Origin of the sequence: Streptomyces davaonensis JCM 4913 (assembly GCF_000349325.1) — a bacterium.
GTDB classification, from domain to species: Bacteria; Actinomycetota; Actinomycetes; order Streptomycetales; family Streptomycetaceae; genus Streptomyces; species Streptomyces davaonensis.
In genome coordinates this window covers 426,099-439,047 of sequence record NC_020504.1, presented here as the reverse complement: position 1 = coordinate 439,047, position 12,949 = coordinate 426,099, and the positions used below count along the sequence as shown (strand labels likewise).

The following is a 12,949-nucleotide window of genomic DNA, read 5'->3' as shown; positions in this document are numbered from 1 at the left end:
GCTTCGAACCAGTGGCGCAGCCAACACCTTTCCCCGCACCTGACACGTCACCGTTGAAGGGACCCGCCGACCCATGACTCAGACCCAGCCTGACGAGGCAGCACGCATCACGGACGTCTACCTGCTCTTCGCGCACGAACCGTACTTCCCCAGCGGCGGCGCCCAGGAGATCAACACCACCGTGGTCGCGGCCGACTCCCTGCTCCACCCGCAGGTGCAGCAGCCTGACGGCACACGGATCCATTACCGCCTCACCCAGGGACGCCAGCCCGGCGAGATCATCCCACTGGCCACCCTCAGCCATGAACTGGGCGGCGGCGCCGACTGGCCGACAGTGGGCGACTGGGAGAAGGTCACCACCGACCTCGTACAGCTCGTCCACGCCGGGGAATGCGACGCCCTCAGCCTCGGCCTCCCCGAGATCGCGCGCGCCCTCGTCTGTACCGGCCCGCACAGCCACGTGCGCGCCTTCGACGCCACAGCCGATGACTTCCTCACCTATGGGCCGAAGGAGCGCGCTGCCGTCCTGATCGAGATCGACACGTTCCTCTCCTGCCTCATCGCCGAACAGGAATTCTGGCCCGGGGATGGCCTACTGCCACCGCTCAACCAGAGTTCATGAATCGACGGCGCTCACGGCATTCTCCCCTTGCAGGGGACCGGGGCCGTGCTCGGCGATCCCATCACCGGTGTGGGCTGACGTCCGCCGCGTCGTCAGGGTCGGGCCCGGCCCGCAAGCGGTCGGCGTCTACCCCAGTCAGCGGAAGCCTTCCTCCGGGCCCGTGCTCTCACAGTGCCGGGCAGCAAAACGCTGGGTCGCTGTTCCTGCCAACCCACCCACCAAGGAGCGTCGTTCCGGATGCCAGTGACTCACGCCGTGGTGGTCGTCCTGACAGGCGTCGCCGTTCTGACGGCCCAGTCTGTGTACCGGCGCCTCAACCCCGAACCCACCTGTGCCACCTGCGGCACCCGGTCCGGCCACCGGGTGGCCGGTCACGACGACCGCATCTGCCGCGACTTCATCCGGGAACAGCGCCGTCGCGCCCAGGCCGCAGCGACCGCTTCCGGCAACCCGCCCCCAACTCTGCCCGACACCTACGGCCACGCCTGGACCACCGACTCGTGAGGAGACACGCGCCTCTTCTCGCCAACACCTGTGGATGGGAAGGGCTCGCGGCGGCTTCCTGGGTTTCGTGAGGGTGTGTCGGGGCGCGGCTCCGGTCGTGGCCCGGGCGGTGGCGCAGAGGGTGTGTGCAGGTCAAGTGGCGTGGACCGGAGGGGAGTCGAACGGCGTCGCTTCAGTTGGTGGCGGGGCGGCTGGATCGTTGTCGTCTGGTGCGGTGGCGGGTGGTCGTCGGAGCGGGTTTGTCAGTGCGTGCTGCTACACCGATTCCCGTAGCACAGACCGCAGTCGGCGGTCTGACGAACCAGGGAGGCAGACAGTGGCAAAGCCGCCTGAGGGATATCACGTCGTGCGCAGTCATTTTCGGCGCAACCCGTCTGCGCCGGGCAAGAAGCTGAGCGGCTGGATGATTGCCGCGCTGATTGCCGGGGTGTGGTTATGGGGTCAGCTGTTCGGCTTCGGGGAGGCATCCCCGGCTTCCCCACCAGCTCCGCAGCCGTCGGTGTCGGCAGGGGTCGGGCACTGATGGTCGCCCGGCGCGTGCTCGGGCTGCGGGTGCCCCGCACCCGTGCGGAGCAGGGCGCGGCCGCGGTCGTGGCCTGCGCTGTCATCTGGCTGCGGGCCAGACTTGTTGCGGTCGCCTGGCATGCGGCGGTCCGCGGCTGGCCCTGGCTTGCCGCGGCTGCGGCCTTGGCGGCGGCTTGGGCGGGGTGGCGTCTGTGGCGTACGGCGTGTGCGCGTCGGGTGCGGGCTCTGGCCCGGCTGCGTCTGACGCTGGTCGAGATCGACGCCATGGACGACGAGGAGTTCGAGTACGCGCTCTGTGATCTCCTTATCCGCGATGGCTGGACGGCGCGGCGGGTGGGCGGGCAGGGAGACCAGGCCGCCGACGTCATCGGACAGGACCGCCAGCGGGGCCGGATCGTCGTCCAGGCCAAGCACACCCATGTTCAGGGCAAGGTCGGTTCCTCGGTGATGTACCAGGTCAAGGGAACTGCCGGCCCGGTCCACGGCGCGGACATCGCCGTGGTCGTCACCAACGGCTCCCTCACCCGCGATGCCAGAGCCTGGGGCGAGCGGCACCGGGTGTACTGGATCGATCGCGACCGCCTGCACCATTGGGCGGCGCTGGGCACCCCCCTGCACGACGTGCTGCGCCTGCCCCGCTGGCCAGGGACACGCCGCGCGGCCCTGCGGCGTGCTGTGTGAGGGGAACACTGTGCCCGTCGGCTCACTCCTGCGCATCCTCGAGGTGGAGGGCGGCCAGGCGGGGGAGCCGACGGCGCATGGCCTGGGCGTCGTCGAATTTGAAGTGCTCGCTCATGTCGTGGCCTTGGCTGTCGTCTTCACCTATCGTTGCGCGGTAGTCGTCGAGGGCGGAATAGAAACTGTCCTCATCGCCAGTAATCCGTCCCCAGGCGGCCACGCTCACGTAGCCCATTTCTTCGTAGAACACAGCCTCTCCGACGCCGGCCGTGAGGGCGTGCTGGACGTGGAGATGCTCGGCGAGATCGTCGGGGCAGCGAGCAGCGCGCTCGTACCAGGCGCGGCCCAGGGCGATCAGGCCGGCTTTGAAGTCCATGAAATGGTCGTCCGAGCAGCCACCGCAGATGAGGTAGGCGGCCGCCCAGATGTCCCACCGATCTATTGCGGTATCCAGTGCGGGCCGGCGGATCTCGAAGGCAGGCACGGCGCCTTTGCCTTGTACAGTCAGGAGCTGAATCAGGGTCTCGTGTAGCAGACGGCTGTCTGCACCGCGTTCCGGGCCGGGACCAGCGCAAGGGGGCGGCGTGGGCTATGGCGTGTGTCGAGTCGCGCTCATCATCCAGTCCGGGTGGGGTCCGTTCGAGTCGGGGCGGTCAGGTTGATCTAGCCCCCCGGGTGTCGCCGGCGGTGCGTACGGCTTCGGAGCGCCGCCGAAGCGGCGCCCGGCGCGCATCACTCGGTGGTCGGAGGCTGAGGCCTCGAACTTCGAGCCGTCGACGGCGAGCACCGCCACCTCGACCAGGCCGGTCTCGGCGCAGAGGCCGAGCGCCTGGCCGAAGAGGTCAGCGAGGGCTTCCTGGTGGCGGACCCGGGAGCGGGCGATCGTGCATCGTCGGGGGCCTGGTTTGAGCAGATCACCCTGAAGGCGACGTTCTCGCGGCATCGGCGCTCGATCCCGCGTGAGCTTCGCTTGCCGAGGCAGTAGGAGTAGCGAGCAGGGGGAGCATCGTCTTCGGCTCGTGGGCAGCCCGGGCTGTGTCCGTCGGAGCGATAGGCGCCGTAAAAGGGCTCGAGGCGGAGCTGCTCGATCGCCTCGATCACGAACCAGGCGAGGTGGTCCTCGGGCAGCCAGTCGCGCAGGTCAGATGGCTGCAAGCCTGCGGCAGCGGTTGGTCTCGATCGCATCTGAGGAAGTTCTGTGGCATGCCCAGATGGTCCCAAACGGCCTGGACAGCAAGGGTTTGCGCGACAGCCTCCTTGAGAATCAGGTGCCAGAGTTGTCGACGAACCCCACGATATCGAGGTATTCGATTGTGGGCGGGACACCATAGACCCCCGTCACCTTGTCGACGAGCTCCTTCGTGAAGAAGGAGCGGCCTTTCTCCTCGTCATCCCACACGTAGAAGTTCCTTGCCTGAACGCCGTCTTCGTCGAGCATGAAGCTCTTGAAGCGAAGGCCGGCCATGCCTTCGAACGGTCCTCGGAGTTCGCTGGCAATCCCTGCGAGAGTTGAACGATCGAACTTTTCATTCTGCGTGAAAGTCACGAGCACGCCGATCATCAGGCCTCCTATCGATTGAGTGAGCGACGTCGATCGAGTGATGCTAACCGTGGATTCTAATACGCGCGGCCGGATATTCCGGTCGTTAGGCCGCGAGTCGGAGCTGCGGCTCGCAATGGGCGGTGCAGGCCAGGAGTTGCGTCCAGACTTGCGCGCGTTAACAGGCGCCGCCCCTCGTCATCGTCAATCTGTCGAACCTCAACTCTGCCGGCCACGCCGACCAGTTTCCGTGAACGCGCCGATCAGAAACGGAACTTGATCGGCGCGTCACGGACCGCGGGCAGCGGGTATTAGCCGAGGTGCCGGGCGAAGAACCTCAGCGTGCTGTCCAGTTCGAATGCCGGGATCTCCCCGTGCTTGCCGGGGTTGGCATGCAGCGTCTTCTCAGCCGAGGCCAAGGCGTCGAACAACGCCAAGCTCTGGACTCGCGGCACCCGCTCGTCGTCCCACTGCACCAAGAACTCCACCGGGACGGTGATAGCCGCGGCGTCGTCGGCCGAGGCCAGCGCCCCACCCAAGCCCAGCACCGCGGCGCGGACCCGGGGTTCGGCCGCGACGAACGGAACGCCAAGTCCGCATCCCAACGAGACCCCCCAATAGCCCACCGGACTGGCACCGACGTGATCGAGTTGCTGGACAGCGTCCAGGATCGCCCGCCACTCCGGCACGGTCTGGCGGGCCACGAGCGCCTGGAAACCGGCGATCAGCGGAGCCAGCTCTTCACCGGCTTCCAGACGAGCCTGGTTCTCGGTCGCAATCCGGTCGTATTCCTCGACCTTCGGCCGGTCGCCATGGGCCGGCACGTCGACCGCCACGACCGCGAAACCGCGCTCTGTCACAAAGCGGCGTGCTCGCGACAGGATGTCGGGGGCCTTCTTGTGCTGACCGCCGCCGTGTCCCATCAAGACGAGTGGACGGGCGTCGACGGCACCTTCCGGCGTCCACAGCACGCCGGGAATCTCGCCGAGGGTAAAGAGCTGTTCGCGGACGCCGTCGGACGACGTCTCAGAAATGAAGCGCATAGCGTTTCAAACCTTTCGGGATGCCTCTGCGGGCACTCCCTAGGCCATGCGAGGGAGGGAGGCCCGGCCTGTCGAAATGTTGATGGGTCTCACCTCCTTGATTCGCAGCAGCGCACGGCGGCAGGAAACGTATCACGAAGGGCTTCGCCCTGCTCCGGAACAGGGATACCGCCAGGGCGATCGTTGGCTGATGCGGGACTATTGATCCGAAACGGTAGATGTTCTGGGTCGTTGATCCCTGCGTGAGTGAACTGGTGGGGGACGCAAGGCAGTTGTCGCCGTCGGCTCAGGAGGCCCTTCGACTGCGAGCGGTGGCCGCGTTGGTGGCGGGCCGGGACCGTGAGGATGTCGCGGCGGTGTTCCGGGTCTCGCTCAAGGCGGTGGACAATTGGTGGGCGAAGTGGCTGGCCGGCGGGCGCGAGGCGCTCGTGGCTCAGCCGCGTGGACGCCGGGTCGGCGAGCATCAGGTTCTCGACGCGGTCGAGCAGCAGGCGATCCGGCAGGCGGTTCTGGATCACCGCCCCTGTGACCTGGGGCTGGCCGGGCAGCTGTGGACGCGCGCGGGAGTGGGGGGCCTGATCGCGAAGCTGTACCGGGTGCGGCTGACCGAACAGGGGGTGGGCAAGTACCTGCGCCGCTGGGGCCTGTCGTTCCAGCGCCCGGACAAGCGGGCCGTCGAGCAGGACGCGGAAGCGGTCCGCGTCTGGCGGGAGGAGACCTGGCCGGCGATCCGCGCGAAGGCGAAGACCGAGGGCGGGGAGGTGCTCTTCGCCGATCAGGTCGGCATCCGTTCCGACCAGGTCACCGGCCGCACCTGGGGTGAGCGGGGCCGCACACCGGTCGTGCACCGCACGGGCAACCGGTTCTCCGTCAACGCGATGTCCGCGATCAGCACGAAGGGCCGCATGCACTTCATGGTGTTCACCGAGACCTTCGACGCCGACGTCATGTGCCGCTTCCTGGACCGGCTCGTCGGCCACTTCGACCACAAGGTGCACCTCGTCCTGGACGGTCACTCCGCGCACCGATCCCGCAAGGTCCGCGCTTGGCTGGCCGATCATCCGGACCGGATCGAGCTGCACTTCCTGCCGTCGTACTCGCCGGAGCTGAATCCCGACGAGCTGGTCAACGCCGACCTCAAACGGAGTCTGCCCATGCACAGCCGGGCCCGCGACCAGGCCCAACTCGCCGCCGAGACCCGCAGGTTCTTCCACCGCCGCCAACGTCAGCCACATATCGTCCGCGGCTACTTCGGCGGCCCGCACGTCCGCTACATCCTCGAATAGAACCGATTGAGTTTCGGATCAATAGCCGGTTGAGTTGGCTGTGTCTCGTCATGCTGCCGGTCGCGGTCCTCACCGTGACGGCCTCAGTGGTGGCAGCGCTTGCCTGAATGGTTGGCCTGTCGTGTGGACGCGGCTGGCGCGGCATCGCCACCCGGTACGACGGGACCACACCATCTTCCTGGTTGGACTCTACGTCGCTGAGCCTTTTCCAACCTCAGTTTGTGCAGACCAGACGCAAAGTGATCATGACTCGGACGAGGTGCAGCATCAGTTCCCGGCTGTCGGCGCTCCTGGCCGTGTCAGTTCCCCCCGTCGTCTCCGCAGTTGTCGGCGGGCTTCACCTGCGGCCATCCGACCACTTGGCCGTAACGGCCTGGCGTCCGGTCGATGGAGACACCACCCCTGGTCAGTTCGCCGTTGACGCGCGCCCAGTACACACCGTTGCGGTCCTGGAACCCGACGCTTGCGTCCAGCAAGCCCACGCTGTCCTCGAAGTCCCCGAGGTCGATGCCCTTGGCGTCAGCCTCCGACAGGGGCGGCCAAGAGCTGTCCCCCTCCGCCGGATCATCCTCCACGTAGTACTTCAGGGACTTCCCCTCGATGGTCAGGACCGAGCAGGGGGTCAGCGCGGGAATCCACACCTGGAACGCCACGTCGCCAGGCGGATCTTGCGAGACCAGGAACACAATGAGCAGGTTCGACAAGGGGTCAGGAGACCTGTTCATCACGTGGAGGCGGCTCGCACCCTTCGGCCCTTCATCCGCCCAGAAGGACACGCGCGCAGCCTGCTCCCGCTGCTTCTCCTCTGCCTGCTCGCGGGATTGCGCCAGCTGATCAGCGGACACCCGGGCACTCCAGATCGTGCCGATGCCCGTCGTTACCAGGCCGCCCAGGCTCGCCACAATGGTGACGGCCGCGCCGAGGGTGAGGAGGTTCAGCCAACCCAACCGAGCGCCGGCCTCGGGCTCGTCGGCTCGCTCTCGGGCCCGTACCCGGCTTGGACCTGGCCTGTGCCGAGCCAGGCGCAATCTCGTCCGCCTCGGTGCTCCCCCGTCTGGCATGCGCGTCCCCTCCCCGCTGCCTCTGCACAGAGCATGGCGGGGAGGGGCGGAGCCCGGGAAGAGCCGGGAAGGGGTGCGGATTCCCATCTGTGCGCGAAGGGTCGGCAGCCATGCCGATGCAGTGCACCCTTTTCAACCTCAAGATGATGCGAGGTGAAGTGCGAGTACTGCCTGGACGAGGCTGGTGATTCGGGTGGTGCTGCAACGCAGTTTGCGAAGGAGGCGCCAGCTCTTGAGAGTGGCCATGGCCTGCTCGCCGACGGCCCGGATGCGGGCGTGGGCGACGTTCACGGCCTGTTGCCCGGAGGGCAGGTTGCGGTGCTTGCCCCGGAAGGGGACCCGCACGGTGGCGCCGGCGCCTTGGTAGCCCTTGTCCGCGCAGCAGGGCAGGTCGGCCTCGGCCAGGGCATCGATGATTCCGTGGGTGCGAGCGGCCTTGATGTCGTGCACGGCGCCGGGCAACGCGGCGGAGGCCCACAGCAGGCGGCCGAATGGATCGGTGAGGACTTGGACGTTCATGCCGTGCTTCTTGTGTTTGCCGCTGAAGAAGGGCCGGTCTGCGGCGATCCGGTCGATGGGCAGCAGGGTGCCGTCGAGGATGACGTACGCCTTCGTCGTCGCGACGCGGACCGCCTCGGCCAAGGTGGGCGCGAGGTCGGCGAGCAACTCGACAGCCTCGACGACGTACCGGTAGGCGGTGGTGGTGCCTACGCCGAACCCGGCCGCAAGCTGGGCGTAGGTGTGCCCGCACCGCAGGTGAGCGAGGGCAAGCAAGGCCTGACGTCCTGGGGTCAGACGCCGCCATCGGGTCCCACGCTCGTGGCGCCGTGTGCGCAGCTGGGCGGACAGCAGACGCAAGGTCGAGGAGGCGACGTCGACGCCGGACGGGTAGACAAGCACATGAAGCCCCTGGTGGAGACGGTTCTCGTAGCAGAAACCCATCTACCAGGGGCTTCAACGTCCTGTCAGGCCAACGGGCAAACCCTCTTAAGGAGGTTGGAAAGGGCTCGCTGGCATCTTCCTTTGGTCCGCCCGGTGATCCAAACGAGAGTGCCCAATACTCCAGCTGTAGATCGTGATCTTCACGGTTTGTGGATGGATCGCCGCCTGCCATGCAGGTCAGGTGGCTCGTAGCGTCCTGACGACCGCGATGGCCTGATCCAGCAAGTGGATGGGACAGCCCCAGTAGTCATAGATGCCGCCGCGGGCGCGGTTGCTGCCGCAGACAACAAATACGCCGGTTCCCAGCTCAACCTTGAGGAGGGTGGCGAGCCAGCCGACGAAACCGCTGTTGTCCACATGATCGGCGAAATGGAAGGAGAAGATTCCGAAGCGTTCGACGCCGTCGCCCTCCTGGGTGAGCGGGACCAGGTGGCTCCAACTCTCTCTGTCCCGAACGACCGCCAGCGTCTCGCCGGTGAGCGCGGGCGGCTGGTCGGCCGGAGACTCTTCAAAACACCAGACACCGTCGTGCACGACGAGGTCAGCCTGGGCGATCACACGGCGTAGCCGCTGCTCTGTCTGTTCCGCAGTCTCCACACTCACACTGACCATCAGCGAGACTCCTTGATCCGTGAAGCCGTGATCCCACCAGGGGATCATCGCGCGATCGCCTCCTCTGTCGGAACGAAGGCTCCTGACAGGGCAACCGTCGTCCCAACGCCCTCGCCGTCTCGTCTATTTCGCACGTGGCCTTCCTCGTCTCCGGAAACGCCGATAAGCAAGATCGCGATCTTCATGCCCGTTGGGCGGCTTGTCGCCGGTAATGGCTGGTGCGTGATCGTTCCTGATGGCGGCGTCGCCAGTCGGACCAGCCGAGTCGGTGGGCCATGTCATGGAGAGGCTGGACAGCGACCGTGATGAACAGACGCTGGATCTCGTTGCAGGACAGCGGGACCAGGTCGGCCGGCCCTGGATGGCGGGCGTGTTCGTCGGCACCGGCCACGGCGAGGAAGGCATGGGCGAGCATCGCGAGGGTTACCCAGCGGCTCCAGGAAGGGTAGCGGCGGACCTGGTGCTCATCGAGGCCGGCCAGCCCCTTCTCGCTTTGGAAGGTTTCCTCCGCCCGCCATCTTGATCCCGCGACTCGCACCAAGGCTGTCAGCGGCACGGGACCGGGTGAGTAGCAGCGGTAGTAGGCGAGTTCACTGGTGGTGCGGTTGCGGCGGATGAGCAGCTGGAGGTGGCTCGGCATCGGGTCGGCGAGATCGATGACGGCCCAGTCGTAGAAGCGGTGTCCCTTCGGGCCGCGTCCGGCCGAGAGCTTCTGCCAGGCCCGCTTCGGCACCTTCTTCACCAGCGCGTCGGCGCGGAACGTGCCCGCGCCGGTGGTCACTTCGGCCGAGCAGGCCACCGCGAGGACATAGCCGATGCCGCGTTCCTCCAGAGCCGCCCGCAGTTTCGGGTTGCCGCCATAGACCTCGTCGCCGGTGACCCATCCCACGTGGTGTCCGGAGTCCAGGAACCGTTCGATCATCGCGCGGGCCAGTTCCGGCGTGGTCACGAAGTCGCTGTCCTCGCCGAGCCCGGCCGCCCGGCAGCGATCCGGGTCGCTGGTCCAGGAGCGCGGGACGTACAGCTCCCGGTCCACCGCCGCGTGTCCCGGGCGCTGGCGTAGACGAGGTAGACGGCGAACTGGGAGTTCGCGATCCGTCCGGCCGTGCCGGTGTACTGGCGCTGGACCCCCACGGTGCGGGTGCCCTTCTCCACGTCGCCGGTCTCGTCGACGACCAGCACCGCGGCCTCGTCGCGGAGGTGCTCGACCACGTATGCGCGCACGTCGTCGCGGACAGCATCGGCATCCCAGGCCGCCCGGCACAGCAGATGCTGCATGCCATGCGGGCTGACCTCCCCGGCCCACTCCGCGATCGTCCAGCAGCTCTTGCGTGACAAGTCCGACAGCAGGCCCAGCACCAACCGCCCCGCCCGCAGCCGGGGTTCGACCCGGGCGAACCGGCCCGCGATACGCCCCATGACCACCTCGAACGCCTCCCGCCAACGACCGGGATCTATCTGGAGTACTAATCAGGGCTCGGGGCCGCTGCTGGAACGTTGCCCAGTGGTCAGCCGGTGATGGCGATGGCGATCAGCGGGCGCTCGCGATGCAGGACCCGGTCGACGAGGCGGACGAGTCGGTACATGCAGAACCGCCGCTCCATGAGGTCCTGGACCTGGGCGGTGCTCGTTTCGTCGAGGAGCCGGGCGGTGCCTGTGGCGGTGGGAGCGCCGGGCGGGACGGTGCCGTTCATGGCGCACGGGGCGATGGTGATTTGGGGGTTGTTGCGGATGCGCTTGACCTTGCCGGTGTCCGGGGCGGTGAGGGCGTAGAGGGTGCCGTCGTGGACGAGGCTGCCGACGGGCGTGGAGACCGGGCGGCCGCTTTTGCGGAAGGTGGTCAGGCTGACGTGCTTGCCCTGTCCGATGCGGTCGAGAGCCTGGCCGAAGTCGCTGTTCGTGATGGGCATGGACGTCCTCCAAGGCTAGGGGCGGGCGTGTTGGTCGGCGAGCGCGCGGGCTGCCCGCGCGGCTTGCTCGGCAACGGATTGAGGGTTGTTCCAGGGAGAGGGGAGCATCGCCTGTTGCTGGAACAGGGCTAGGCCGTGTGCTGCCGCGGCGACCTGGACGAGCAGATCGAAGGCCTCGTCAGGGGTAGTGGTGATGCGGCTGGTGACAGGCATCAGGTCGTCGTGAAGGGCGGTACCCGCCGCGGCCAGCTCCGGGTGGCGGGTCGTGTCGAGGCCGGCGAGGAAGGTGATGTCGAAGAGCGCGCGTTCTTCGGCGGCGAATCGCACGTAGGCGGCGGCGAACGCGGCTAGCTGTTCCGCCGGATCGGTGCTCGTCGACAGCGCGGCGCGGAAGCGGCGCTGCTGCTCCTGGTAGCCCTTCAGTGCCAGCGACGCGAGCAGGGCGTCGCGGTCGGCGAAGTGCTTGTACGGCGCGGACACGCTCACCCCGGCTCGCCGGCAGGCCTCGGCGAGGGTGAAGCCGTGCGGGCCCCGCTCCTGCACCAGGGCGAGTGCAGCCTGCTCAAGGGCGTTGCGCAGATCTCCGTGATGGGTGCCCGTGGGGCGTCGTTTGACTGTCACACCCAAAAGGTTAACACTATTTACCAGAAGGTGAATGATATTAACCAGCGGGCTGCGACCGCTGGACACCTCTCGCCCCCGACCCCACACAGAACACGTGGAGCATCCATGACCCAGCCGAAGATCACCCGCTGGACCGCACGGGACATCCCAGACCAGCGCGGTCGCACCGCCCTCATCACTGGCGCCAACACGGGCATCGGCTTCGAAACCGCCAAGGCACTCGCAACCCGCGGTGCAACGGTGATCCTCGCCGTACGCGACACGGACAGGGGCAAGGCCGCCGCCGAGGAAATCCGGGCCGCCGTCCCGGGAGCGGACCCGCACGTGCAGCATCTCGACCTGAGCTCGCTGGCTTCCGTCCGCGACGCCGCCGACGAGGTGCGCGGCACCTGGCGTTGTATCGACCTACTGATCAACAACGCAGGGGTGATGTACACCCCGCACAGCAGGACCGCGGACGGCTTCGAGCTGCAATTCGGCACCAACCACCTGGGACACTTCGCCCTGACCGGACTCCTGCTCGACCTGATCCCCGCGACGACCGACTCCCGCATCGTCACCGTCAGCAGTGCCGGTCATCGCATGGGTGGCCCGATCGATTTCGGCGACCTCGACTGGCACAAGCGCCCTTACAACCGGACCGCCGCCTACGGACACTCCAAACTCGCCAATCTGATGTTCACCTACGAACTCCAGCGCAGACTTCCCGCAGCCGGCCCGCTCGCCCTCGCGGCCCACCCCGGCGGTGCCGACACCAGCGGATCCAAGAACGCCATGTCGCACTCGTCCGCGCTCACCCGAACCGCGTTCGCTGCAATCCGCCCCCTCCTCTTGCAGGCACCCGCCATGGGTGCCCTGCCCATCCTGCGCGCAGCCGCCGACCCCACCGCCCGAGGAGGGCAGTACTACGGCCCGCGCGGGTTCCAGCAGAGCAAGGGCCACCCCAAGGTCGTGAGGTCCAGTGCCGCGTCGTACGACCTGGCCGCACAGCGACGCCTCTGGGACCTGTCGGAAGAACTCACCGGAGTCACGTTCCCCCGCTGAGGTCAACAGGGCCGGCCGCAATCCGGGGTACCAGGCGTACGGCCGGAGATCGGTCTTCCCGCGGCCCGGGACGGTCGCTTGCCGGAAGCCTGGCAGCGGGAGCGGATGACGTGGATCTTCTCTGCGCCAATTTAGAGGCGCCGTCCCTCAGCAACGAGATCACTCAACGACTCGGACGCAGTCAGGCTTGGGGAACGGCATCATCCCCCATCCCATGGGCCACCCGCGGGGTCGGTGCTCTCCCGCTTCACCTTCGAGGATCCGGGGAACTCGCCACATCCACCACTGGCGCGGCTCTTCGCCCTGATCAGGCCAGGGAATCGTGGCCGCACAGAACCGAGCATCCAGTTCGTCGAGCTCGGGTCGCCGAATCGCCTGCACTCGTGGGGGCAGAAGAGGCCATACCTTGGCCAGCGCGCTCCGACACCAGACGTCGTTGTCGAGCTCTGGAGCGCACCATGCGTAGCCCTCTTCCAGTTCCTTCACGACGCTCCTCCACGCCGTGAGAAGCGAGTTGAGTGTGCACGGCTGTCCGCCGGCCCAACGTCCTGCGCCGGT

Annotated in this window: 13 protein-coding genes and 3 pseudogenes; 6 read left to right on the top strand and 10 right to left on the bottom strand. The window is 67.4% G+C overall.

Annotation, left to right across the window (positions count from 1 at the left end; genetic code table 11):
- Positions 1–73: 73 nt before the first annotated feature.
- The 3 genes from BN159_RS01945 (at position 74) to BN159_RS01935 (ending at position 2,332) form a co-directional block, all read left to right on the top strand.
- Positions 74–622 carry a hypothetical protein gene (locus BN159_RS01945; protein ID WP_015655197.1) on the top strand — a complete coding sequence of 183 codons (549 nt, stop codon included), beginning with the start codon at positions 74–76 and terminating at the stop codon, positions 620–622.
- Between the two features lie 237 nt (positions 623–859).
- Positions 860–1,126 carry a hypothetical protein gene (locus tag BN159_RS01940; protein WP_015655196.1) on the top strand — a complete coding sequence of 89 codons (267 nt, stop codon included), beginning with the start codon at positions 860–862 and terminating at the stop codon, positions 1,124–1,126.
- Positions 1,127–1,648: 522 nt separating this feature from the next.
- Positions 1,649–2,332 (top strand): restriction endonuclease, encoded by a 684-nt coding sequence (locus BN159_RS01935; protein ID WP_015655195.1) that lies wholly within the window; start codon positions 1,649–1,651, stop codon positions 2,330–2,332.
- A gap of 22 nt (positions 2,333–2,354) precedes the next feature.
- Here BN159_RS01935 and BN159_RS01930 read toward each other — a convergent pair.
- The 4 genes and pseudogenes from BN159_RS01930 to BN159_RS01920 all read right to left on the bottom strand — a co-directional run.
- Positions 2,355–2,870: pseudogene (locus BN159_RS01930) on the bottom strand (DUF4240 domain-containing protein); the annotation flags it as partial.
- Between the two features lie 48 nt (positions 2,871–2,918).
- The gene (locus BN159_RS45615; protein ID WP_157901061.1) at positions 2,919–3,272 is read right to left on the bottom strand and encodes a hypothetical protein; all 354 of its coding nucleotides are present in this window, start codon (positions 3,270–3,272) and stop codon (positions 2,919–2,921) included.
- A gap of 321 nt (positions 3,273–3,593) precedes the next feature.
- The gene (locus tag BN159_RS01925) at positions 3,594–3,890 is read right to left on the bottom strand and encodes a hypothetical protein (RefSeq protein ID WP_015655193.1); all 297 of its coding nucleotides are present in this window, start codon (positions 3,888–3,890) and stop codon (positions 3,594–3,596) included.
- A gap of 290 nt (positions 3,891–4,180) precedes the next feature.
- Positions 4,181–4,912, bottom strand: coding sequence for a dienelactone hydrolase family protein (locus BN159_RS01920; RefSeq protein WP_015655192.1), 732 nt, complete (start codon positions 4,910–4,912; stop codon positions 4,181–4,183).
- 242 nt (positions 4,913–5,154) lie between these two features.
- Here BN159_RS01920 and BN159_RS01915 point away from each other — a divergent pair, with 242 nt between their 5' ends.
- Positions 5,155–6,198: an IS630 family transposase gene (locus BN159_RS01915; RefSeq protein ID WP_197541366.1), complete on the top strand. Its 1,044-nt coding sequence runs from the start codon at positions 5,155–5,157 to the stop codon at positions 6,196–6,198.
- 299 nt (positions 6,199–6,497) lie between these two features.
- On the opposite strand, the gene BN159_RS01910 is transcribed toward BN159_RS01915, so the two are convergent.
- The 6 genes and pseudogenes from BN159_RS01910 to BN159_RS01885 form a co-directional block, all read right to left on the bottom strand.
- Positions 6,498–7,145, bottom strand: a complete 648-nt coding sequence (locus tag BN159_RS01910) for a hypothetical protein (protein ID WP_041818735.1) — start codon at positions 7,143–7,145, stop codon at positions 6,498–6,500.
- Positions 7,146–7,397: 252 nt separating this feature from the next.
- A complete protein-coding gene (locus tag BN159_RS01905) occupies positions 7,398–8,159 on the bottom strand; it encodes an IS5/IS1182 family transposase (protein WP_041820630.1) in 762 nt (253 codons plus the stop codon).
- Between the two features lie 219 nt (positions 8,160–8,378).
- Positions 8,379–8,861 carry a DUF6196 family protein gene (locus BN159_RS01900; protein WP_015655189.1) on the bottom strand — a complete coding sequence of 161 codons (483 nt, stop codon included), beginning with the start codon at positions 8,859–8,861 and terminating at the stop codon, positions 8,379–8,381.
- 133 nt (positions 8,862–8,994) lie between these two features.
- Positions 8,995–10,232, bottom strand: a pseudogene (locus BN159_RS01895) (IS701 family transposase).
- Positions 10,233–10,321: 89 nt separating this feature from the next.
- On the bottom strand, positions 10,322–10,723 hold the full coding sequence (locus tag BN159_RS01890) for a PPOX class F420-dependent oxidoreductase (protein WP_015655186.1): 402 nt from the start codon (positions 10,721–10,723) through the stop codon (positions 10,322–10,324).
- A 15-nt stretch (positions 10,724–10,738) separates the two neighbouring features.
- Positions 10,739–11,344, bottom strand: coding sequence for a TetR/AcrR family transcriptional regulator (locus tag BN159_RS01885; RefSeq protein WP_015655185.1), 606 nt, complete (start codon positions 11,342–11,344; stop codon positions 10,739–10,741).
- A gap of 108 nt (positions 11,345–11,452) precedes the next feature.
- Between BN159_RS01885 and BN159_RS01880 the strand changes: the two genes are divergently transcribed.
- Entirely contained in the window at positions 11,453–12,391 is a 939-nt protein-coding gene (locus BN159_RS01880; RefSeq protein WP_015655184.1) for an oxidoreductase, read from the top strand.
- Between the two features lie 39 nt (positions 12,392–12,430).
- Positions 12,431–12,508: pseudogene (locus BN159_RS46840) on the top strand (DUF4291 domain-containing protein); the annotation flags it as partial.
- Positions 12,509–12,949: the final 441 nt, after the last annotated feature.

Excerpts from the sequence above, each read along its gene's own strand:
- BN159_RS01945 (WP_015655197.1), top strand. The coding sequence starts at position 74 with ATGACTCAGACCCAGCCTGACGAGGCAGCACGCATCACGGACGTCTAC.
- BN159_RS01940 (WP_015655196.1), top strand. The coding sequence starts at position 860 with ATGCCAGTGACTCACGCCGTGGTGGTCGTCCTGACAGGCGTCGCCGTT.
- BN159_RS01935 (WP_015655195.1), top strand. The coding sequence starts at position 1,649 with ATGGTCGCCCGGCGCGTGCTCGGGCTGCGGGTGCCCCGCACCCGTGCG.
- BN159_RS45615 (WP_157901061.1), bottom strand. The coding sequence starts at position 3,272 with ATGCCGCGAGAACGTCGCCTTCAGGGTGATCTGCTCAAACCAGGCCCC.
- BN159_RS01925 (WP_015655193.1), bottom strand. The coding sequence starts at position 3,890 with ATGATCGGCGTGCTCGTGACTTTCACGCAGAATGAAAAGTTCGATCGT.
- BN159_RS01920 (WP_015655192.1), bottom strand. The coding sequence starts at position 4,912 with ATGCGCTTCATTTCTGAGACGTCGTCCGACGGCGTCCGCGAACAGCTC.
- BN159_RS01900 (WP_015655189.1), bottom strand. The coding sequence starts at position 8,861 with ATGATCCCCTGGTGGGATCACGGCTTCACGGATCAAGGAGTCTCGCTG.
- BN159_RS01890 (WP_015655186.1), bottom strand. The coding sequence starts at position 10,723 with ATGCCCATCACGAACAGCGACTTCGGCCAGGCTCTCGACCGCATCGGA.
- BN159_RS01880 (WP_015655184.1), top strand. The coding sequence starts at position 11,453 with ATGACCCAGCCGAAGATCACCCGCTGGACCGCACGGGACATCCCAGAC.